Source organism: Bacillus sp. FSL R5-0443 (assembly GCF_038608285.1).
In the GTDB taxonomy this organism is placed as follows: domain Bacteria; phylum Bacillota; class Bacilli; order Bacillales; family Bacillaceae; genus Bacillus; species Bacillus velezensis.
In genome coordinates, this window is record NZ_CP152013.1 from 3,041,775 (window position 1) to 3,062,090 (window position 20,316).

A 20,316-nucleotide genomic window follows, 5' to 3' on the forward strand; every position below is an offset into this window, starting at 1 on the left:
ACTATTTCTCTCTATTGTCGAATCTACAGATGTTTTTCCCCATTCATAAAAAAATATAGACCTGTATAATCGGCACTGTAACAAAATAACAAAAAAGGAGATTTTGAGATGAAAAAATTTGTTTTACCTTTCCTGGCTACCTTTACTTTAGCTTCCGGATCATTGCTTTCTTATCAAGACACCGCCTCTGCTACATCTAATACTGATGAAGAATGGATTACGATTGAAGACAGTTCGCAAGGTTCTGGCTCTATTCTTCAGACAGCAACCGAAAGCCCGTATACTGTAATGGCGTCAAAACCTGATTATAAGACCAACTGGAATTTAAAAAAGCGTAGACAGGGACTGGACTTTTTCGCATGCAATTACGCCATGCTGACAAAGGCCAGCGCAAAAATGAGAATAAATACAATCGAGGCAAAATCACGATTGTACTATAATAACGGCGCGCTTTCAAAAAGCAAAACTGACACAAATAGTAATTCAAACTATGCCGGGGCCGAAGCTGTGGGAACAGTAACAGGGGGATATGGATGTAAAGGGAAAGCATATGGCAACTCCAAATACGCGAGAAAAAAATATAAAACTGTTACACATCAGAAAAAATGGAACATAAAAGACGTTCTTTAAAATATAAATGAGAATGAAAAAGATTCTTTTAATTTGTGTTCCCTTCGTAATCTTGGCAGTTGCCGCATCCCTTTACTTTTTTAATAAAGATCAAAACAAACAGACTTCTGCAGTTACAAACGATGAAAAGTACAATGATGAACAAGAAGATGTGACCGGCCCCGGCACTGACACCGTTTCATACGGTTTATATGAAGAGGACGGGCAAATTTTAGACTCTTTGGATATTGGAAAGAAAAATGGGAAGGGATACAAAAAAGTATTATCGTTTAGTCATTATTTTAATGACAAAAGAAAATATGGATTGGTTATCCTCTCAGACTTCAAGACAATTCCTTTCAAAGCAGATAACGGAGGGTACAAAAAATCTTATACATTCAAAATGGATAAAGATTCGGTAAAAAAAATCAAGCTGGAATTTGAGCCGCCTTCTAATTTCAGCGAGTTAAGTTTCATTATTATTCCTGAGCCTGATTACAAACAAGAAAGCACTAACCTTGATATAGCATCAGGTTTACAGGAAAACTTTACTCTCCGTTACATCAGGAAAAGCCGGGATGAAAAAGAAGACCTAAAACCCCAAAAAACAACTGATGAATTAACGGGCGAACAAGTATTTTTAACGTCAAAACAAACCGGAAATAAAATCCTATTCAAATCAAAAAGCAACCAAAAAACATACTTGCAAATTTTTAATTCGCATGATACGAATCTTGATTATGCCTTAGTTGCCTTATCAGGGACAGAACAAAGCTCAGTTAATGGGAAACCTGTTTCATTTACCAGTGTTAAAGAGAATGCCACAAATATATATGAAATTGACATGCCGAAAGTTGAAGATAAAGAAAACTATCAAATTGTCCTATTTCCAACCCCATACAAGACAAGTACAATGTATGAAGGTCTAAACAATACAAGTGAATCGACTTTCAGGACGGTAATAACACCTTAGGGGGTATGGCCTTGTGTGGATTATAATTTTTCTGCTTGTCATTTTGATTGGTTTCACAGGGAATATTGTTTCGTTGTTGAGAGCGCAAAAACAGGCTAATCAAAGAATTATTCAACTATTAGAAGAGAAGAAAAAGTAATCCCCCAAAACGGGGGATTTTTTCATTTCAATAATGATTTCAGTTTCGCTTTCGTACTCGGCCCGTAAATTCGCATCTGCTCTGTTTATTCGTGATAGACAGGAACCTTTTTACCAAAAGAGGACATCCTATGTAGAGTATCCTGTTTTATCAATTTTGCCTTGTGGAGTTGTTATGCTTTAAATGCAGGAATGTAACTGCTGAATTTCTGTCCCTTGAACCAGAACCCAAAAGGAAGGGGTCTACTCTGAAAGTCAATGTATCGGTTCCTGAAATCTTGCCTTTTTTACCCAGAAGCTTTGAATGAGGGATAATTATGAACTTCACTATATACCTGCCTTCTTTTTCTTCGGATAATTTAACGCCTCCTTTAGTGGTAACAGAGAGTGTGTCATCCTTATAGAATTCACGGGCACTGTCTAATATATTTTTACAGAAAAGCTCATGCATAAAAACACCAAATAGCTCCTGAGAAACTTTTGGGTTCTGGCCGTGTTCTTGTTTAGCAGCAGCCACTGTGATAGAGCTTAACGAAAAACATAAGATCACCAATACAATTATTTTTTTCATAGTAATCATCTCCCTTCACTTTAACATTTGCATTCCTTTATTTTTTATTACATCTTGAATATCTAATAACTTCGAAAAGTCTTCTCCCTTCATAAAAGAGAGAGGTTATTATTACTTCAGCTAAGACAAGATTTTCGCTTTTGTACTCAGCTGTAAATATCCTCATCAAACCGTTCATCAATTGAAACTGACTCATTTACTGATATAAGTGAATTTAAATAAATGGCAGAAAAACCCTCCTCATCTCGAGAAGGGCTCTGACTTATACTTTTTTCTCTAAATCAGTCCGAAGAAACTAACTGATGCCGCTCAACTTTTCAATCGAAGGGCTTCATCGGGCTCTCCAACTATTTTCCCCTATGCTTTTCTTTTGCTTTTTGTTTTCTGATTAAATATTTTTGTTCCTTTATTTTTTCTCTTTGTTTTCTATTCAGTTGTTTTTTCTTTTCTTTTCTTGCTTCAAGCTCCTGTTTTATCGCTTTTTGTGCCTTAGTTGATATCCCGATATTTTTCATTTCTTTAGAAGCTTGTCGTTGCAATCTTTTTGGGTTTAATTTCTTAGATTTTGCTTTAACACAAACCCCTTCTTGTTCAGTGTGGGAGAGAGTCTGTAAAAGTTGATTATTAACAAAATGCATTATTTCTGAATCCTTTGGCTCTTGTCCAAACAAATGACGAATTGCTCTTAATTTCCCGTCATTCACAACTTCAATGACTCCTACCCAAAACTGACCATCGTAGTAAACCGTTAATTTCATAACGATTCCCTCCTCCTAAATTTACTGAAGAATGATGGACATCCCGAGGAGGGGAAGGTTACTGACATTTTAAATCATGCATCCGGACTACCAACCGAATTGTGTTTTTTCATTCTCATTATAAATTTAACAAACTTTCAAATTGAAGGAAAGGGTCTCCGCTTATTTTAACAACACTTCAAGTTTTGCTTTGGTATCAGGCCCATAAATCCCATCAGCTTTTAATCTACTGCAATCGCTGTTTTCACTCCATGTGCGCCGTCAATCCCGAAGTTCTTTGTTACATGGTAAGCCGCTTCATTCATCGGAATAATGCAAATGGCATTTGTCTGAACTACAAAATGCGAAGGTGCAAACTCTAATTTTCTCCACAAAAAAAAGCAGCTTTACGCCGCTTTTTTACTTTACGAAGTGAACATTTTAACGATTTGCATGGCCAAGTAGGCGATTCCGGCGCCGATTAACGGGCCGACGGCGACGCCTCCGAAAAGCGCGACGGCAAGTATCGTGCCGATGACCAGCGCCGTTGTAATATGAGGGTCGTTTTCCAATAAGGTGAGACCGTTTTTGGCGATTAAGGCAACCGCGATCCCGGCACCGAGAGCGATCCACGCATAATATGATTTCATCGCTTCTCCGAGCTGTTTAAAACCGATATCGCCTGTGGCAATCGGCACTAAAACGGCGATTGTAATGACGGTGACTCCCCAGTTGATGCCTTTTGACTGAATAACCGGAAATAGTTTCTGATCAAGACCGACAGCTTTTATCACAATGAGAAAGCCGACGGCAAAAAGCAATGACTGATTTTTGGCTACCAATGCGATGGCCAGTAATAATAGTAAAAATAAATTCGCCTGTGTAAACATCCTGAAAGCACCTTCTTTCATCATATCTGTATTCATATCCTTTTTTTTGACGAATAAACTAATGTAATAGGACGTGCCGACCGAGAGGAGGATCGATGTGAATCCGCACTATGCAACTGTTTTTTTCCGCGCGCTGTTTGTACTCGCTGCGGCCGGCGGCGCTTTAGCGGCCGGTTACGCCTCATTTCCGTTAACTTATCCGTTTCTGATCGCCCTTATTCTGTCATCAGCGATCATTCCCGTAGTTGACTGGCTGGACAAACTGACGGGGCTGCCCCGGTCAGTCAATACTGTCATTGTCCTGGTCTTCTTTTTGCTTATTCTTCTTGGGGCGGCGACATTTCTCGTTGCGGAAATCATTTCGGGAACCGCCTATCTGGCCAAAACGCTCCCTCCTCATATCAGCGCCTTTATGACGTATTGCGAAGAGCTGTTCACTTCCCGCATTCAGCCATTGTACCACGAGCTGACTGTCTTATTTAACGGACTGGAAACCAATCAGCAGGCATCCATCGTGACGCATATTCAGACCCTCGGTGATACAGCAGCTAAAAATGCGGGGCTCATGCTTTCACATCTTTTGGAGCTGGTGCCGAAATGGATTGCCTTCCTTCCCAATACAGCTGCCGTCTTCATTTTCGCAATGCTGGCGACTTTTTTTATGACAAAGGACTGGCATAAGCTGAAGGCGCTGCTTTATTCCATTTTTCCGGAACGGGTTTCGGCAAACGCCAAGGCCGTATCGGGAGAGCTAAAAAAAGCGATGGCAGGTTTCATTAAGGCGCAGGCCGTGCTCATACTTTTCACGATGATCATTGTCTTTATCGGACTTTTTCTATTAGGGATTGAGCATGCGGCAACCATCGCCTTTTTTATCGGCCTGGTGGACCTTCTCCCGTATCTCGGCGCCGGGTCGGTCTTTGTTCCCTGGATTATGTATTTGGCCATTGCCGGTCAGCTTCCTCAAGCGATCGGTCTCGGTGTTTTATATATTGTGGTTCTCATTCAGCGCCAGCTGACGGAGCCGAAAATTTTAAGCAAGTCAATCGGACTTGATCCGCTTGCGACCTTAATCGCCCTGTTTGCCGGCTTTAAATTGTTCGGAATTTTAGGACTGGCTGCGGGGCCCGCGCTGCTCGTTTTCATTCAGGCCTTTATCACAACGGGCGCTTTAAAAGAAATATGGGCCTATATTACTGTTCAGTCCAAATAAAAACAGCAGCCCTGTAAGAAGGCTGCCGTTTTTATTTGATAATGATCCGCTTGTTTTTTGACATTCCTCTCAGCCATTTGAACAAAAGCGGCTTCATGCGGTTCCGAGTGAACGGAATCAGAAGACAGGCCCCTGCAATATCGGACAGAAAACCCGGAAGCATCAAAAGCAGGCCTCCGAAAAAGACGCATATTCCGTCAAGAAGCGCTTCCCCCGGCATTTTGCCGTGCTGCAGATCGCGCATCACCCGATGATACACATCGGTTCCCTGTCTTTTTGCCACCAAGGCGCCTAACACGCCTGTCAAAATGATGAGAAGGAAGGTCGGAAAAATACCGAGCCATTTTCCCGCCAGCAGAAACAAACCGATTTCAATTGCCGGACATACGATAAACAGTAAGAATAATACTCTCATTTTTCTGCCCTCCTGCCCTTCTAAAAGCGCGTCACCGCCCGCATGGGAATAGGAAAATCAGCCTAAAGACAAAAGAGAAGGGAGAACCCCCCCTCTCTTTTTTAAAGCTGTTTAAAGAACGCTTGCGCGGCCTTCATACACAGCGCCGCGGGCAGCGTCAACTGTGATAACCTGTCCTTCTGTTAAAACTGAAGTTGCGTTCTCCAGACCGACGATAACCGGAATGCCCAAGCTTAAACCGACAACGGCTGCATGGCTTGTCAGACCGCCTTCTTCAGTGATGAGCGCTGATGCTTTTTCAAGTGAAGCGATCATGTCGCGGTCAGTGCTTGAAGCAACCAATACTGCGCCGTCTGTCATTTTTTGTTCAGCTTCTTTCGCATTTTTTGCAACAACGACCGGACCGAATGCAGATTTGCGTCCGATGCCTTGCCCTTTCGCGATAATGCTGCCGACAGTGTGGACTTTCATCAGATTCGTCGTGCCTGATTCACCGACAGAACCTGCTGTAATGACAATCAGATCACCGCGTTTCACGATGCCGCTGTCAAGTGATTTTTGAACCGCGTCTTCAAGCATTTCATCGGTTGAATTCGCGTTTTGGCCGCTTGCCGGGAATACACCGAATACAAGGCCGAGTTTGCGTGATACAGACTCATTAACCGTAACGGCTACAATCGGAGCCTGCGGACGGTATTTCGCGATCATACGCGCCGTATGGCCGCTTTCTGTAGGGGTAACGATAGCTGCCGCACTCAGATTGATCGCCGTGTGCGCAACTGATTGGCCGATCGCATCGGTAATCGTCATGCCGACCTGATCTCTGCGTTTAGACAGAATTTCTTTGTAGTTCAGAGATTCTTCCGTGCGTGTGGCGATGTTAAACATTGTTTGAACCGCCTCGACAGGATATTGTCCCGCAGCCGTCTCACCGGAAAGCATGATAGCGTCTGTGCCGTCGAAAATGGCGTTGGCAACGTCACTTGCTTCAGCGCGTGTCGGGCGAGGGTTGCGCTGCATGCTGTCAAGCATTTGTGTCGCAGTAATAACCGGTTTTCCGAGCGCGTTGCATTTTTTGATCATTTCTTTTTGCACGAGCGGCACTTCTTCGGCCGGAATCTCTACGCCGAGGTCTCCGCGCGCTACCATTAAGCCGTCAGATACTTCCAGGATCGCATCCAGGTTGTCCACGCCTTCCTGGTTCTCGATCTTAGGAATGATTTGAATGTCAGACGCGTTATGCTCTTCAAGCAGTTCGCGGATTTCAAGGACATCCGTAGAACGGCGTACAAATGACGCAGCGATGAAATCAACGCCTTGCTCGATACCGAATACGATGTCTTTGGCGTCTTTTTCAGTAATTCCGGGAAGGTTGACGCTGACGCCGGGAACATTTACGCCTTTTTTATTTTTCAGCGTGCCGCTGTTTAAGATTTTTGTTTTGATTTCGTGTTTTTCCGGATTTGATTCTAGCACTTCCAATCCGATTAAACCGTCATCCAACAGGATGATAGACCCTGCTGACACGTCGTCTGCCAGGCCTTCATAAGAAACTGAGAATTTTTCAAGCGTTCCCAGCACCTGTTTCGTAGAAACGATAATTTCATTTCCCGCCTGAAGCTCAAGCGCGCCGTTTTCCATATCGTGCGTGCGGATTTCCGGACCTTTTGTATCGAGGAGAATCCCCACGTTTTTGCCGAGCTTTTTGCTTGCTTCTCTGATGTTTTTGATTCTTGCGCCGTGCTCTTCGAAATCACCGTGTGAAAAATTCAGACGAGCAACGTTCATACCCGCTTCCATCAATTTTGTCAGCATTTCTACACTTTCACTGGCCGGACCGATTGTACAAACGATTTTTGTTTTTTTCAACTCGTTCACTTCCTTCTGAAATCTTCAGCTTCTTCCGCCTTAAATAGACAGTTCTTTTGAAAGCTGATACATGTTTGGTTCAACAGTATGTTTTGATTCTAAAATTTCTATAATATCATGGTCTACAAGCTTGTTGTTTTGTATACCTACGCAGCGTCCGCCTTTTCCTTTAAGCAGAAGCTCAACCGCGTAAGCGCCGAGGCGGCTTGCAAGAACCCGGTCAGAAGCGCTTGGAGATCCGCCGCGCTGGATGTGCCCTAAAACGGATACCCGTGTTTCAAGGTTCGTTTCTTCTTCGATGCGTTTTCCGAATTCAACCCCGCTGCCTACCCCTTCTGCAACGATGATGATACTGTGTTTTTTGCCGCGGTCGTGCCCTCTCTTCAAACGGCCGATAATTTCCTGCATATCGTAGTCCGCTTCAGGAATTAAAATTGATTCCGCTCCGCCTGCAAGACCTGCCCATAAAGCAATGTCGCCCGCATGGCGCCCCATCACTTCAATAACGTATGTACGCTCATGAGACGTAGCGGTGTCACGGATTTTATCAATAGCATCAATTACGGTATTTAGCGCCGTATCAAATCCGATCGTAAAATCAGTTCCCGGGATGTCATTATCTATCGTACCCGGTACACCCACACACGGAAACCCGTGTTCCGTTAATTTTTTCGCACCCATGTATGAACCGTCTCCGCCGATGACGACAAGACCTTCAATGCCGAGTTTCTTTAAATTTTCGATTCCTTTTTCACGGCCTTCAACTGTTTTGAATTCAGGACATCTGGCCGTGTACAGCTTTGTTCCGCCGCGGTGGATGATGTCACCGACCGAACCAAGCTCCAGTTTCTCTATTTTACCGCTGATTAATCCTGAATAACCGTTATAAATTCCGTACACTTCGACGTCGTGGTAGATAGCTTTCCGCACAACCGCGCGCACCGCAGCGTTCATACCCGGGGAATCCCCGCCGCTCGTTAAAACTCCTATACGCTTCATTTCCTATTCACCTCAGCAACATATATATGTTAAACATATCATGATCATTGCCCTAAAACAATGAAAAGGGACGCCTGAGCTCCCATGAAACCTTACCTATTATACAATTAAATAAATTGTTTTTAAATAAAATTTAAGGAATATCACAAAAATCACAAAAAATAAACGTGAGCCATAGGCTTCACGTCTATTCAGTTTACCCCGATATATTGATCCTCAACCGAAACTTTCCCGATTGCTTTATATTTTTCATAGCGCTGTGAGATCAATTCTTCGGCGTTCAATTGAAGAAGAGATTTTAACGTTTCTTTAAGAATACCGTCAATGTAGCCCGCCTGCTGCTTAATATCATGGTGAGCTCCGCCCTTCACTTCTTTAATCATATCATCAATAATTCCTAATTCTAATAAATCGGGCGCAGTAATCTTCATGGTTTCAGCCGCTTTTTTCGCAAGGCTGGAGTCCTTCCACAAAATGGATGCGGCTCCTTCAGGAGAAATAACGGAATACGTCGAGTTCTCAAGCATCAGCATGCGGTTGCCCACACCTAATGCAAGCGCGCCTCCGCTGCCGCCTTCCCCGATGACGATACAAACGACAGGCACTGTCAGGCCGGCCATCTCGAACAGGTTCTTGGCGATGGCTTCACTTTGTCCCCGCTCCTCCGCCGCTTTACCCGGGTACGCTCCCTTCGTGTCGATGAAGCAGATAATCGGGCGGTTGAACTTATCCGCCTGCTTCATGAGACGAAGCGCTTTGCGGTAGCCCTCAGGGTGAGGCATCCCGAAATTGCGGACAAGGTTTTCTTTCGTGTCTTTTCCGCGCTGATGTCCGATGACGGTGACCGGCATGCCGTGATATTTGGCGACTCCGCCGACAATCGCCGCATCATCTCCGTATGTTCTGTCTCCGTGGCACTCAAAAAAGTCGGTAAACAGGTATTGAATGTAATCTAGCGTCGTCGGCCGGTCGGGAAGGCGTGCGATCTGCACTCTGTCCCACGGCTTCAGGTTTTTATAAATCTCATCCTGGAGCTTGCTGAGCCGGTCTTCAAGTCTTGCGATTTCAGCGCTTAAATCCATCTCCGAATCTTGGGTGAATTTTTTCAGTTCGGCGATTTTCGTCTGCAGTTCAATCACCGGTTTTTCAAATTCTAATCTTGCAGCCACTCATGCTCACCTCCTGTTTGGTGCATGTCCAGCAGAAATGCGAGTTTATCTTTCATGTCGTTTCGGTGAATCACCGCATCAAGCTGGCCGTGCTTTAATAAAAATTCCGCCGTCTGGAAATCTTCCGGCAGTTTTTCCCCGATCGTCTGTTCAATAATACGTCTTCCGGCAAATCCGATCAAGGCGCCCGGTTCAGCGAAATTATAATCACCGAGAGACGCGAAACTGGCCGATACGCCGCCTGTCGTCGGGTGGGTCATGACAGAAATAATCAGTCCCTGCTCCTCACTGAACAGTTTTAATGCAGAGCTTGTCTTTGCCATTTGCATAAGACTTAAGACCCCCTCCTGCATACGTGCGCCGCCGGAAGCGGTAAAGATGATAAACGGGACTTTTTCCTCTTTTGCTTTTTCAATTGCAAGCGTGATTTTTTCGCCGACAACCGAACCCATGCTTCCCATTCGGAATGTTGAATCCATGATAGCGATCACGGCCGGGAATCCGCTGATGGTTCCTTTTCCGGTAACCACCGCTTCATTCAGCGATGTTTTCTCACGGTCTTTTTCGATTTTTTCTAAGTATTCCGGGAAACCGAGCGGGTTTTCAGATATCATTCCCTGGTTGAATTCTTCGAATGAATCTTCATCCAGGAGGCTTTCAATGCGCTGCTTTGCATTCATCGGGAAATGGTGCCCGCAGTTCATGCAGACGCGCAGGTTTTTATCTAACTCTTTTGTGAGCATGATTTTTTTACATTTGGGGCACTTTGTCATAATGCCTTCCGGAACATCATGTTTTGCCTGCTCAGACGGCACGGAAGCATATTTTTTCTTTTTTGTGAATATATCCTTTAACAAATGATTACCTCCCTTTTGTGAAGGGTTCTCTTCACTGCATGTCTTCCGATTAGATAGACTTAATAATAACTTTACCGAAACTATTGTACTTTTTTTGTCAAACGGTGTCATCCTCCATTCGACATTTTTTGCTTCAAAACAGACGGAAACGGACGGATTTCATACCGTAAAAAGCGTTGTTCAGCCTTATCTGTCAGCGTTTTCAAAAGAAATAAGGATTCTGCTGAAATTTTTTTAAGACCTGCCCTTAAAAAAATTTCAGCAGTCCGTATATTGAACAGCAGCGCGTTGTTTTTTTCCAACGCGCTGCCATTTCATTTTTGTGTTATTATTCGCCGATGACCGTAAGCTGTCTTGTTTTTTCAGCCACTTCCTCAGGATCGACCGTAATTCTGGCGACGCCCGTTTCCATCGCTGCTTTCGCAACAGCTTTCGCAACGGCAGGAGCCACACGTTTGTCAAATGGAGCCGGGATGACATAATCAGCGCTTAATTCTTCCTCTGAAACAAGGGAAGCAATCGCTTCAACCGCAGCAATTTTCATTTCTTCGTTGATGTGAGTCGCGCGAACGTCAAGCGCCCCGCGGAAAATTCCAGGGAATGCCAGAACATTGTTGACCTGGTTCGGGAAATCAGAACGGCCTGTTCCGATTACGCTTGCGCCGGCTGCGCGCGCGTCTTCAGGCATGATTTCCGGATTCGGGTTGGCCATTGCGAAGATAATCGGATCTTTCGCCATGCTCTCCACCATTTCTTTCGTCAGCGCGCCTTCGACTGATACGCCGATAAAGACGTCTGCATCTTTAATGACATCCTGCAGCGAACCGTCGTTGCGGTCTTGGTTTGTAAACTTCGCCACTTCGTTTTTCACTGCGTTCATGCCGGCCGGACGCCCTTCGTAAATCGCCCCTTTAGAGTCGCACATTACGATGTTGCGTACGCCGAAATGGTAAAGAAGCTTGATGATCGCGATGCCTGCCGCTCCCGCTCCGTTTGCCACAACTTTTATGGATGACATGGATTTACCTGATAATTTCAGCGCGTTTACAAGTCCGGCAACGGTTACGATGGCAGTGCCGTGCTGATCATCGTGGAAAACCGGAATGTTTGTTTCTTTTTTCAGGCGCTCTTCGATAATGAAGCAGTTCGGCGCCGCAATATCTTCAAGGTTGACACCGCCGAATGTCGGTGCAAGCAGCTTTACAGTGTCAATGATTTTGTCCACATCGTTTGTGTCAAGCGCGATCGGGAATGCATCCACGCCCGCGAAACTTTTGAACAGCACCGCTTTCCCTTCCATGACCGGAAGTGAAGCTTCAGGCCCGATATTACCGAGACCGAGAACGGCTGATCCGTCTGTTACGACTGCTACCATGTTCCCCTTCATTGTATAATCATATACTTTGTTTTTATCGTCATAAATCTCTTTACAAGGCTCAGCTACTCCGGGAGAGTAGGCAAGGCTTAAGTCATCTGCATTTCTGACTTCTACCTTTGCTTTTGATTCCAGCTTTCCTTGATTTACTTTGTGTAAATGTAACGCTTCTTCTCTTAATGACATTCTAAACACTCCTTTTAAGTACTTTGTTACATATTCTGCCGCATAGACTGGTACAATCGCTGGAGGTGAAAAATTTCAGAATCTTTAAATAAGATAGCACAATTGTTTCAATTGTATAACAAAACGATTATTGTTACCACTATTTTAACACGACGTTTTCGCGGCCCAGCAGCTCTTTTAAACGGTATAACACCTGATGGTCCGCCTGAATATGAAAAGTATCCGGCAGCCTGATCGTCTGCTTGTCTTTTTCATAATAAAGATAAACGCCGGTTTCCCCTTTATGCTCCAGTAAAATACGCTTCATCTTTTCCAAAAACTCCTGATTGTGCCGGCTGCCCTCGATTTTGATGTAAACAGACGGCGCTCTGTCTGCCTCTGTCTGCTCAAGAAGAGAGGCGGATGACATGATGAATTGTGTCTTCTCCTGACGCTCTTCCATTTTTCCGGCGGCGAATAAAAGCGCGCCCTCCTTTAACAGCGGAGACAGCCTTCTATATTGGTCAGGAAACACAACGGCTTCCATTTCTCCCGTTTCATCGCTTAATGTGAGAAACGCCATATGCTGACCTGTCTTTGTCCGAATCGTTTTGATGCCCGCGAGCAAAGCGCCGATTGACAGCTGCCCCTTCGCCATCTGCCGCGCTGCTGTGATCGCTTGCGCCCCCCGTTTTTTCAGGAGATCCCTGAAAGCGGACAAAGGATGGCTTGAGAAATAAACACCGAGAGCTTCTTTTTCGAACCGAAGCTTGTCCACGAGCGGAAATTCCTCAGCCTCTACATATTTTGGCTTAATGGAGAACGATTCTTCCAAAAACAATCCCATTTGGTCATCGTCTGCACGAAAAAGTTCAGCGTGCTCTAAAGCCACATCAACGGAGGCCAGCAAGGCGGCGCGATTTTGATTGAATTCGTCCATGGCGCCAGAAAATATAAGGGCTTCGATGGTTTTCCGATTCACGCTTTTTGCGGGTACGCGAAAGCAGAAATCGAAAAGATCCTCGAACGGTTTATGTGTTCTTGCTTTATAAATATCTTTCACTGCCGAGACGCCTACGTTTTTAACGGCCCGCAAACTGTATCTGACGGCTCCGTTTTCCGGCGCAAACGGAAAACCGCTTTTGTTTATTGACGGCGGAAGGACTTGAATCCCGCTCCCCTTCGCTTCATGCAGATATTGCGATATTTTGTCCTCATTGCCGATGACGCTCGTCAACAGCCCGCACATAAAATATAACGGATAATGCGCTTTTAAATAGGCGAGCTGATAGCCGATCATGCTGTATGCGACAGCATGGCTTCTGTTGAATCCGTAGTTAGCGAATTTTACAATCAGATCGTAGACCTCGTTTGCAGTGACTACAGAATACTCCTTTTTTAAGCACCCTTCAACAAAATGGCTTCGCTCTCTGTCCAGAATGTCCTTTTGCTTTTTGCTGACAGCCCGTCTGAGCAGATCCGCTTCACCTAATGAAAACCCTGCCATGCGCGAGGCGATCATCATTATCTGCTCTTGATAGACGATGACACCGTAAGTGTCACTGAGAATATTTCTTACGTCCTCGTGCGGCACTTCCACACGCGCCCGCCCGTGCTTCCGGTCGATAAATAACGGAATATTTTCCATCGGTCCCGGCCTGTAAAGCGCGTTAACCGCGACAATGTCTTCCAGTCTTGACGGCTTCAGGCGCTTCAGCACGTTTCTCATTCCTGATGATTCCAGCTGGAAAATACCCGTCGTATCACCGTTTGACAATAGTGAGAACGTTTTTTCATCCTGATAAGAAATCTCGGAAAAATCAATTTTCGTATTCGTCTCTTTTTCAATCATCGTTTTAATGGATTCAATAAGCGTCAGGTTGCGCAAACCTAAAAAGTCCATTTTTAAAAGACCGAGATCTTCCAAGTGATCCATCGCATACTGCGTTAAATACACGCCGTCATGCCCTTCTTGAAGAGGGACAACTTCAGAAAGCGGCTCTTTACTGAGAACGACCCCCGCCGCGTGTGTTGACGTGTGCCGCGGAAGACCTTCAATTTTCCTTGCGATCTGAAACACTTTATGAAGAACGGCGGATTCGGACAGCCGCCTGTTCAGCTGAGCGGACTGCCGCCTCGCTTCCTCAAGCGTCATTCCCGGTTTTGACGGAATCAGGCGGGCAAGCTGGTCGGCTTCTTTCGGGCTGATCCCGAACACTCTCCCGGTATCCCTTAACGCCGCCTTTGCGGCCAATGTCCCGAAGGTGATAATCTGGGCGACGTGCATGGCCCCGTACTTATTTTGTACATACTGAATGACCTCATCCCTTCTCGTATCAGGGAAATCGATATCAATATCCGGCATGCTGATCCGCTCGGGATTAAGAAATCTCTCAAACAGCAGAGAATGTTTAAGCGGATCCACGTCGGTAATGAAAAGGGAATAAGCGACAAGCGAGCCTGCCGCGGACCCTCTTCCCGGACCTGTCACAATGCCCTTTTCATGCGCGTACTTCATAAAGTCCCATACGATGAGAAAATAATCACTGAATTTCATGCGCCTGATGACGTCCAGCTCATATTCAAGCCGGCGGACAGCGCGCTCATCAGGAGTGCCGAAACGGAGGCGCAGCCCCTCATGACAGATCTCCGCCAAATAGTCATCGGCTGATTTGCCGTCCGGCGCCGGAAAAGACGGAAGCTGTGTCTGTCCGAGGCTGACATCGACCCGGCATTGCCGGGCGATACGCGCGGCTGCTTCAATCGCCTCCGGATGCCGCGTGTAAAGCTCTGCCATTTCTTCAGGCGTCCTCAAGTATAAGTCCGGCAGATTCCCGCTCTGATCCTCCCACTTCTCTCCGGCTTTAATAGCGCACAGACAGCGGTACGCATCTTGATCTTCTTTCTTGATATAACGGACATCCCCCGCAGCGCAGACAGCAATTTCCGTCTCGGCTGACAGGCGGAGAATCTCTTCTGATAACGTCTCATGTCCTTTAAACGGCTGGTATCCTAAATAAAAACGGCCGTCTCCGAACAGCTCCCGGAATCCTTCGGCAGCCCGGACCGCTTCTTCAAACTTCCCGGCTTGAAGCAGGCTTTCAATGTACCCGTTTTCACCGGGCGTAATGGCGATCAGCCCCTCATGATAGCTCTTCATCCATTTTCGCTTCATGCCGCCCTTTGCCATGGATTGCAGCGCACTTGAGATTTTCACCAGGTTCTGATATCCAGTGTTTGTCTCTGCTAAAAGAATGAGCGGATGTGCTTCAAGCTCCGTATCGTCCGTGTATATAGAAGCCGTCAGACCGATAATCGGCTTCATTCCGTTTGATTTGCATGCTTTATAAAACTCAATGGCGCCGTACATCACATTTTCGTCCGTCAGCGCCAATGATGAATATCCGAGTTCCTTCGCTTGTGTAACAAGCTCTTTTACAGAAGCGGCGCTGTTTAACAGACTGTAGCCGCTATGTACTTGCAGGTGAACAAAAGACAATGCCGCCACTCCTTTCCCATACGTTCATTTTGCCTTTCTACATTATAAGACGGGTTTTCTTAAGAAACAAATGTTCTTTTTTGACTCATCATCATACTTGTCCGTTTCGCTCAATATGATAGAAAAGTGAGGTGGTGTATATATGGATCAGGAAGCCGGATTTATGGCGAATTTCATCAGCAGTTATTTTATCGCCCTCGGTGTGTTGCTCGGCGGCGCGCTGATCGGCGGCCTCGGAGCTTATTTATCAGGCGAGCCTCCGCTGACGGCGATCACAAAATTGGCGAACAGGCTGAAGATCTGGGCGCTTGTCGCGGCGATCGGGGGAACATTTGACGCGGTATACAGTTTCGAGCGGGGGCTGTTTGAAGGCAACACGCGCGACATTTTCAAACAGCTTCTTTTAATTATTTCAGCAATGGGCGGCGCGCAGACCGGCTGGCTGATTATTTCATGGCTGACCCAGGAGAATATGTCATCATGAGAATTCCCGAGTATTATAAAAAACCGGGATGGCAGCGTTTTTTCGCGGGAATGATGTGCGGAGCCATCGTCAGCTGGCTGTTCTTTCTGTTTACATACGGAACATTTCAGGAAGAACAAGTGACGTTAATTGAAAAGCAGCGTGAGCACGCGCGGGATTTAAAAAACCAAATCTCCATCTATCAGAAGGATCTTCATAAATTAAATGAGGATAATAAGCAAAGACTTCTCATCCAAAGTGTTGATGTGAAGCTGATCAATGGGGAAAAATACAGAATCGCCCAGCCTGACAAGATGAAATTTGAGGAACAAGTGAAAGATAACATTTCTGAAGTCATCACAAAAGATATTGAAAGCGTGTATAAAACAAAGGAGCTTTTAAAACGGACGATCGAAAACAAAATATACACCATAAATGAGAAGGAATTTAAAGCTGAAGTAAAGGAACTGACGATTTATACGAGATTGTCTGTCGAAATTCATATTTCTTTTGCGACGTAATTATGTCATTTTTAAAAATTTTCCATAGATCTGTCGCTTTTTTCTCCGCTTTTTTATAAACTGTAGATGAGACATTTTCAATGATTCTGAAGGGAGGAAGGGAAAATGGAGGTTTTTAGTGAACGACGCTTGGCAAAAGATCATGCAGCCCGAATCAGACAAGGCTATTCCGCATATGCAGAAACAGACACACTCGCTTCCCTCATAAAAAAAGAACTCCAAATCTGTAATCTCCGCGTCTACGAAGACCTGACTGAATTCGGCTGCTGGTTCATCCCCGTGACAGATGAACACTAAGAAAGAGGGTCTCCCCTCTACTTGTGTTCGTTACATACCTCTTCCAGATCAGCAAGAATCTGATCGGTTTCATCCCAGCTGAAGATGGATGCGCCGGCCGCAAGCGGATGTCCGCCGCCATTGTATTTCCGGGCAATTCCGTTGATGACCGGACCTTTTGAACGGAACCGGACTCTGATTTGATCGTCTTCTTCTACGAAAAACACCCAAGCGCGGATACCCGAAATATTTCCGAGTGTTCCGACAAGCTGCGACGCTTCAGAAGCGGTGGTTCCATATGTCTCCAAAATGTCTTTTTTAATGAAAACGGAAGCGACGCCGTTTTCAGACAGTGACACATTTTGATAAATAAAGCCGTTAAGCTTCACCACATTTAATTTTGTTTCATACAATTGATTGAACAGTTCTGACGATGAAAATGGGAACTCAATGAGCTCTCCCGCGTATTTTAATGTCTTTTTTGTGGTGTTCGGGAATAAGAAACGCCCCGTATCACCGACGATACCCGCGTAAATCAGCTCAGCTGCTTTCGTATTCAGTTTCCAGCCGTGCTGTTTTCCTTCCAGGTACAGCTCATAGATCATTTCGCTTACGGAGCTTGCATTCGTATCGACCCATAACAGATCGCCATACGGATCTTCATTTGGATGGTGGTCTATTTTCATGAGCTTTGCGCCGGAATGGTAGCGCTGATCGTCGACCCTGCCTTGGTTTGCGGTGTCGCACACGATGACAAGAGCATCTTTATAGGTTTCGTCATCCACCTCATCGAGGGAATATAAAAAAGACAAGGACGGCTCAGGCTGTCCGACGGCAAAAATATTTTTTTCGGGATACGTTTCCCGCAGGATTTCCGTAAGGCCGCACTGTGAACCGTAGGCGTCCGGGTCAGGCCTCACATGTCTATGTAAGATAATGGTGTCATATAATGATATGGTTCTGATCAGTTCGGATTTCATCGCTTTCTCCTTTTCGTTTTTATTCATTTAATCATACTCTTTATCCATGGAAAAGGAAAATCTTTCAGCAACGGTATAAACGGTTTTGCAAACTCATATAATGGAGGATTTCATTTATGCTGGTTTTTGTTTTTCTCATCGGGCTTTCTGCCTGCTTTTACGTGTATTACAAAGTAAAAGGAATCCAGACGAAACGGGCGCTGGAGAAAGAATGTTTTTCGGCTAAATCAAGTATGGCATTAGGCGCGCTGGTGTTTTTGTACGGAGTAAACCAAATGATTCTGTTTCACTCCGTCCTGACCCTGGTCATCGGCGGCGTCTTCATTTTAATCGGAGCAGGCAGCGCATGGGCCGGGTATAGAGCCTATAAGCATTATGAGCCCATCCATGCAAAGGAAGCGGAGAGGGACCACGCATAATGAATGCCAAGGGACCCGGGTGCGTCCCTTAACTTCTCTCCATCAGCTGCACCATGAGCATCGCTTTTGAAACGATGCCGCTTTGGCTTGACACTTCCACTTCCATTTTCCCGAATTTCCGGCCCGCCTCTAAAATGCGCGGTTTCACTTCAATGACCGACTCCATCTGTACGGGCTTCAGGAAGAAAATCGTAATGCTTTCAATGACCAGCTCGCCGCGTTTGCGGGAGCGTAAAAATCGGCTGGCGGCCTGGGTTAAAATCGTCGTAAACACCCCGTAAGAAATCGTGCCGAGCTGATTGGTCATTTGCGGCGTGACTTCATATTGATAAACCGCCGGCGTTTTGTCATCTTCGTCTTCTTTAAATCCCCTTGAAACAATATCATCCAGCTTTTCCCCGACCTGAGGCTGCTTTTGAACCATTTGAAGCGCTTTTAAGACATCCTGGCGGCTGATCATTCCGATCAGTTTGTGATGCCCGTCTGTCACCGGAAGCACTTCAATTCCTTCCCAAACCATCATTTGAGCCGCTGAGGCGACAGATGTTTTCCCGATCACCGTGACAGGGTTTTTGGTCATTACTTTTTCAATCGGAACTGACCGGTCATGCCCCGCGATATCTTTCGATGTGAGGATTCCGTGGATTTTCATCTGCTGATCGATAACCGGGAAGCGGCCGTGTCCGGTTTCATAGTTTTTTTCGTACCATTTCTCCAGCTTATCCTTAGGGGACAGCGTCACTGTCCGATCTGCGGGCGTCAAAATGTCTTCCACGAGCACAATCTCTTTTTTTATGAGCTGATCATAGATCGCCCGGTTGATCATCGCGGCTACCGTAAAGGTATCGTAGCTCGTGGAGAGAATCGGAAGCTCAAGCATATCGGCCAGCTCGATAATGCTGTCGTCGGTATTAAACCCTCCTGTTACCAAAACAGCCGCGCCCGCTTCAAGCGCCTGACGGTGGGCGTTGATTCGGTTCCCGACGATTAACAGGTTCCCCGCCGCCGTATAACGCATCATCGCGTCAAGCTCCATCGCGCCGATCACAAACTTATTCAACGTTTTATGCAGACCGGCTTTTCCGCCGAGCACCTGGCCGTCTATCACATTGACGACCTCGGCGTATGTCAGCTTTTCAATATTTTCTTTTTTCTTCTGTTCAATCCGGATGGTCCCCACACGTTCAATAGTGGAAACGAATCCTTTGTTTTCGGCTTCCTTAATGGCTCTGTAAGCCGTTCCTTCACTGACTTTCATTTCTTTCGCAATTCTTCTGACCGAAATTTTTTCACCGACAGGAAGCGAATCTATGTATGATAGGATTTGTTCATGCTTTGTTGCCAAGCGTTTCACCTCTAAGGACAGTCTTCTGCTTTTATTATAAGGGTACGAGGGATTCATTCGCAATGAGACGCCCGAAAAAAGGCGGCATCACAAAAAGACCTTCTGAATGCTTGATTCAGAAGGTCTTTGACACATATGTCAGGCAAGCTCAATGGTCTCGCCGACCGCCATGACTTTGCCGACGCCTCCGGGCAGACTTTCGGCGAAAGCGTCAGGGTCCTGTTCAATGACAGGAAATGTATTGTAATGAACGGGAACGACCTGTTTCGCTCTCAGCCACTCAGCCGCGAGTTTCGCATCTTCAGGGCCCATGGTGAAGTTATCACCGATCGGCAGAAACGCCAGGTCAATGTGATTCAGTTCCCCGATCAGTTTCATATCAGAGAACAGCGCCGTGTCCCCGGCGTGGAAAATCGTTTTGCCGTCAATCGTCAATAAAATCCCGGCCGGCATCCCCGTGTACGTAATGGTTTTGTTTTCTTCATCAGTGACCGCCGATCCGTGGAATGCCTGTGTCAGTTTCACTTTACCGAAATCAAATTGGCGCGCCCCTCCGATATGCATCGGGTGGACCTTTAAACCTTTAAAGCCGAGATAAACGGCCAGCTCATTCGGCGCAATAACGAGCGCATCGTTTTGTTTAGCGATCTGCTCTGTATCTCCGACATGGTCATTGTGTCCGTGAGTAAGCAGGATGACATCCGCTTTCACTTCTTCCGGTTTCAAATTTGTCAGACTGTTTCCGGTCAGAAACGGATCAAAAATAATGTTATGGGTTTTCGTTTCCACTTGAATGACAGAATGTCCGTGATAAGTCACTTTCATCGTTTTCA

General features: G+C 45.7%; 20 protein-coding genes and 1 pseudogene. 7 read left to right on the forward strand and 14 right to left on the reverse strand.

Features of this window, described 5'->3' with window-relative positions; translation table 11 throughout:
* The first annotated feature begins 108 nt into the window (after nt 1-108).
* Both NYE28_RS15205 and NYE28_RS15210 read left to right on the forward strand, forming a co-directional pair.
* Nucleotides 109-630: a hypothetical protein gene (locus tag NYE28_RS15205; protein ID WP_218791317.1), complete on the forward strand. Its 522-nt coding sequence runs from the start codon at nt 109-111 to the stop codon at nt 628-630.
* A gap of 13 nt (nt 631-643) precedes the next feature.
* Nucleotides 644-1,582, forward strand: a complete 939-nt coding sequence (locus NYE28_RS15210; RefSeq protein WP_253612805.1) for a hypothetical protein — start codon at nt 644-646, stop codon at nt 1,580-1,582.
* Nucleotides 1,583-1,871: 289 nt separating this feature from the next.
* Here the strand turns inward: NYE28_RS15210 and NYE28_RS15215 are convergent, their stop codons facing one another.
* The 4 genes and pseudogenes from NYE28_RS15215 to NYE28_RS15230 all read right to left on the reverse strand — a co-directional run bounded on the left by NYE28_RS15215 (nt 1,872) and on the right by NYE28_RS15230 (nt 3,918).
* Nucleotides 1,872-2,291 (reverse strand): hypothetical protein, encoded by a 420-nt coding sequence (locus NYE28_RS15215; RefSeq protein WP_032871707.1) that lies wholly within the window; start codon nt 2,289-2,291, stop codon nt 1,872-1,874.
* Nucleotides 2,292-2,638: 347 nt separating this feature from the next.
* Nucleotides 2,639-3,049 carry a YjdF family protein gene (locus tag NYE28_RS15220; protein WP_015240369.1) on the reverse strand — a complete coding sequence of 137 codons (411 nt, stop codon included), beginning with the start codon at nt 3,047-3,049 and terminating at the stop codon, nt 2,639-2,641.
* A 162-nt stretch (nt 3,050-3,211) separates the two neighbouring features.
* Nucleotides 3,212-3,327: pseudogene (locus tag NYE28_RS15225) on the reverse strand (N-acetylmuramoyl-L-alanine amidase); the annotation flags it as partial.
* A 126-nt stretch (nt 3,328-3,453) separates the two neighbouring features.
* The gene (locus NYE28_RS15230; protein ID WP_015417989.1) at nt 3,454-3,918 is read right to left on the reverse strand and encodes a DUF441 domain-containing protein; all 465 of its coding nucleotides are present in this window, start codon (nt 3,916-3,918) and stop codon (nt 3,454-3,456) included.
* 97 nt (nt 3,919-4,015) lie between these two features.
* Here NYE28_RS15230 and ytvI point away from each other — a divergent pair, with 97 nt between their 5' ends.
* Complete coding sequence (ytvI, locus tag NYE28_RS15235; RefSeq protein WP_003152446.1) at nt 4,016-5,131, forward strand: sporulation integral membrane protein YtvI; 1,116 nt, start codon at nt 4,016-4,018, stop codon at nt 5,129-5,131.
* Nucleotides 5,132-5,162: 31 nt separating this feature from the next.
* Here the strand turns inward: ytvI and NYE28_RS15240 are convergent, their stop codons facing one another.
* From NYE28_RS15240 to dnaE, 7 genes are all read right to left on the reverse strand, one after another.
* Nucleotides 5,163-5,546, reverse strand: a complete 384-nt coding sequence (locus NYE28_RS15240; RefSeq protein WP_012118168.1) for an FxsA family protein — start codon at nt 5,544-5,546, stop codon at nt 5,163-5,165.
* Between the two features lie 111 nt (nt 5,547-5,657).
* Nucleotides 5,658-7,415, reverse strand: coding sequence for a pyruvate kinase (gene pyk, locus NYE28_RS15245; protein ID WP_031379141.1), 1,758 nt, complete (start codon nt 7,413-7,415; stop codon nt 5,658-5,660).
* 39 nt (nt 7,416-7,454) lie between these two features.
* A complete protein-coding gene (gene pfkA / locus NYE28_RS15250) occupies nt 7,455-8,414 on the reverse strand; it encodes a 6-phosphofructokinase (protein ID WP_007408068.1) in 960 nt (319 codons plus the stop codon).
* Nucleotides 8,415-8,605: 191 nt separating this feature from the next.
* Nucleotides 8,606-9,583, reverse strand: a complete 978-nt coding sequence (gene accA / locus NYE28_RS15255) for an acetyl-CoA carboxylase carboxyl transferase subunit alpha (protein WP_007408067.1) — start codon at nt 9,581-9,583, stop codon at nt 8,606-8,608.
* Nucleotides 9,568-10,440 (reverse strand): acetyl-CoA carboxylase, carboxyltransferase subunit beta, encoded by an 873-nt coding sequence (gene accD, locus NYE28_RS15260; protein WP_003152441.1) that lies wholly within the window; start codon nt 10,438-10,440, stop codon nt 9,568-9,570. Before accD ends, accA begins: the two co-directional genes overlap by 16 nt.
* A 328-nt stretch (nt 10,441-10,768) precedes the next feature.
* Nucleotides 10,769-12,001 carry a malic enzyme-like NAD(P)-binding protein gene (locus tag NYE28_RS15265; RefSeq protein WP_007408064.1) on the reverse strand — a complete coding sequence of 411 codons (1,233 nt, stop codon included), beginning with the start codon at nt 11,999-12,001 and terminating at the stop codon, nt 10,769-10,771.
* A gap of 139 nt (nt 12,002-12,140) precedes the next feature.
* Nucleotides 12,141-15,479: a DNA polymerase III subunit alpha gene (dnaE, locus tag NYE28_RS15270; RefSeq protein WP_342490156.1), complete on the reverse strand. Its 3,339-nt coding sequence runs from the start codon at nt 15,477-15,479 to the stop codon at nt 12,141-12,143.
* Between the two features lie 142 nt (nt 15,480-15,621).
* Here dnaE and NYE28_RS15275 point away from each other — a divergent pair, with 142 nt between their 5' ends.
* The 3 genes from NYE28_RS15275 (at nt 15,622) to NYE28_RS15285 (ending at nt 16,760) form a co-directional block, all read left to right on the forward strand.
* Complete coding sequence (locus NYE28_RS15275) at nt 15,622-15,963, forward strand: YtrH family sporulation protein (protein ID WP_003152438.1); 342 nt, start codon at nt 15,622-15,624, stop codon at nt 15,961-15,963.
* The gene (gene ytrI, locus NYE28_RS15280; RefSeq protein ID WP_007408062.1) at nt 15,960-16,463 is read left to right on the forward strand and encodes a sporulation membrane protein YtrI; all 504 of its coding nucleotides are present in this window, start codon (nt 15,960-15,962) and stop codon (nt 16,461-16,463) included. Before NYE28_RS15275 ends, ytrI begins: the two co-directional genes overlap by 4 nt.
* A gap of 105 nt (nt 16,464-16,568) precedes the next feature.
* Nucleotides 16,569-16,760, forward strand: a complete 192-nt coding sequence (locus tag NYE28_RS15285; protein ID WP_003152436.1) for a hypothetical protein — start codon at nt 16,569-16,571, stop codon at nt 16,758-16,760.
* Nucleotides 16,761-16,777: 17 nt separating this feature from the next.
* On the opposite strand, the gene NYE28_RS15290 is transcribed toward NYE28_RS15285, so the two are convergent.
* Nucleotides 16,778-17,719 (reverse strand): bifunctional oligoribonuclease/PAP phosphatase NrnA, encoded by a 942-nt coding sequence (locus NYE28_RS15290; RefSeq protein WP_003152435.1) that lies wholly within the window; start codon nt 17,717-17,719, stop codon nt 16,778-16,780.
* A gap of 116 nt (nt 17,720-17,835) precedes the next feature.
* Between NYE28_RS15290 and NYE28_RS15295 the strand changes: the two genes are divergently transcribed.
* Nucleotides 17,836-18,138, forward strand: a complete 303-nt coding sequence (locus NYE28_RS15295; RefSeq protein ID WP_012118174.1) for a YtpI family protein — start codon at nt 17,836-17,838, stop codon at nt 18,136-18,138.
* A 28-nt stretch (nt 18,139-18,166) separates the two neighbouring features.
* On the opposite strand, the gene NYE28_RS15300 is transcribed toward NYE28_RS15295, so the two are convergent.
* Together NYE28_RS15300 and NYE28_RS15305 are read right to left on the reverse strand one after the other, a co-directional pair.
* Nucleotides 18,167-19,483, reverse strand: coding sequence for a CBS domain-containing protein (locus NYE28_RS15300; protein ID WP_012118175.1), 1,317 nt, complete (start codon nt 19,481-19,483; stop codon nt 18,167-18,169).
* Nucleotides 19,484-19,621: 138 nt separating this feature from the next.
* Nucleotides 19,622-20,308 carry a metal-dependent hydrolase gene (locus tag NYE28_RS15305; protein ID WP_007408057.1) on the reverse strand — a complete coding sequence of 229 codons (687 nt, stop codon included), beginning with the start codon at nt 20,306-20,308 and terminating at the stop codon, nt 19,622-19,624.
* Nucleotides 20,309-20,316: the final 8 nt, after the last annotated feature.

Bases quoted from the DNA above. Each gene is read 5' to 3' on its own strand.
- NYE28_RS15215 (WP_032871707.1), bottom strand. From the start codon at position 2,291: ATGAAAAAAATAATTGTATTGGTGATCTTATGTTTTTCGTTAAGCTCT.
- NYE28_RS15210 (WP_253612805.1), top strand. From the start codon at position 644: ATGAAAAAGATTCTTTTAATTTGTGTTCCCTTCGTAATCTTGGCAGTT.
- NYE28_RS15290 (WP_003152435.1), bottom strand. From the start codon at position 17,719: ATGAAATCCGAACTGATCAGAACCATATCATTATATGACACCATTATC.
- NYE28_RS15240 (WP_012118168.1), bottom strand. From the start codon at position 5,546: ATGAGAGTATTATTCTTACTGTTTATCGTATGTCCGGCAATTGAAATC.
- NYE28_RS15205 (WP_218791317.1), top strand. From the start codon at position 109: ATGAAAAAATTTGTTTTACCTTTCCTGGCTACCTTTACTTTAGCTTCC.
- ytrI (WP_007408062.1), top strand. From the start codon at position 15,960: ATGAGAATTCCCGAGTATTATAAAAAACCGGGATGGCAGCGTTTTTTC.
- NYE28_RS15295 (WP_012118174.1), top strand. From the start codon at position 17,836: ATGCTGGTTTTTGTTTTTCTCATCGGGCTTTCTGCCTGCTTTTACGTG.
- NYE28_RS15275 (WP_003152438.1), top strand. From the start codon at position 15,622: ATGGATCAGGAAGCCGGATTTATGGCGAATTTCATCAGCAGTTATTTT.
- NYE28_RS15230 (WP_015417989.1), bottom strand. From the start codon at position 3,918: ATGTTTACACAGGCGAATTTATTTTTACTATTATTACTGGCCATCGCA.
- NYE28_RS15285 (WP_003152436.1), top strand. From the start codon at position 16,569: ATGGAGGTTTTTAGTGAACGACGCTTGGCAAAAGATCATGCAGCCCGA.
- NYE28_RS15305 (WP_007408057.1), bottom strand. From the start codon at position 20,308: ATGAAAGTGACTTATCACGGACATTCTGTCATTCAAGTGGAAACGAAA.
- pfkA (WP_007408068.1), bottom strand. From the start codon at position 8,414: ATGAAGCGTATAGGAGTTTTAACGAGCGGCGGGGATTCCCCGGGTATG.
- NYE28_RS15220 (WP_015240369.1), bottom strand. From the start codon at position 3,049: ATGAAATTAACGGTTTACTACGATGGTCAGTTTTGGGTAGGAGTCATT.
- NYE28_RS15265 (WP_007408064.1), bottom strand. From the start codon at position 12,001: ATGTCATTAAGAGAAGAAGCGTTACATTTACACAAAGTAAATCAAGGA.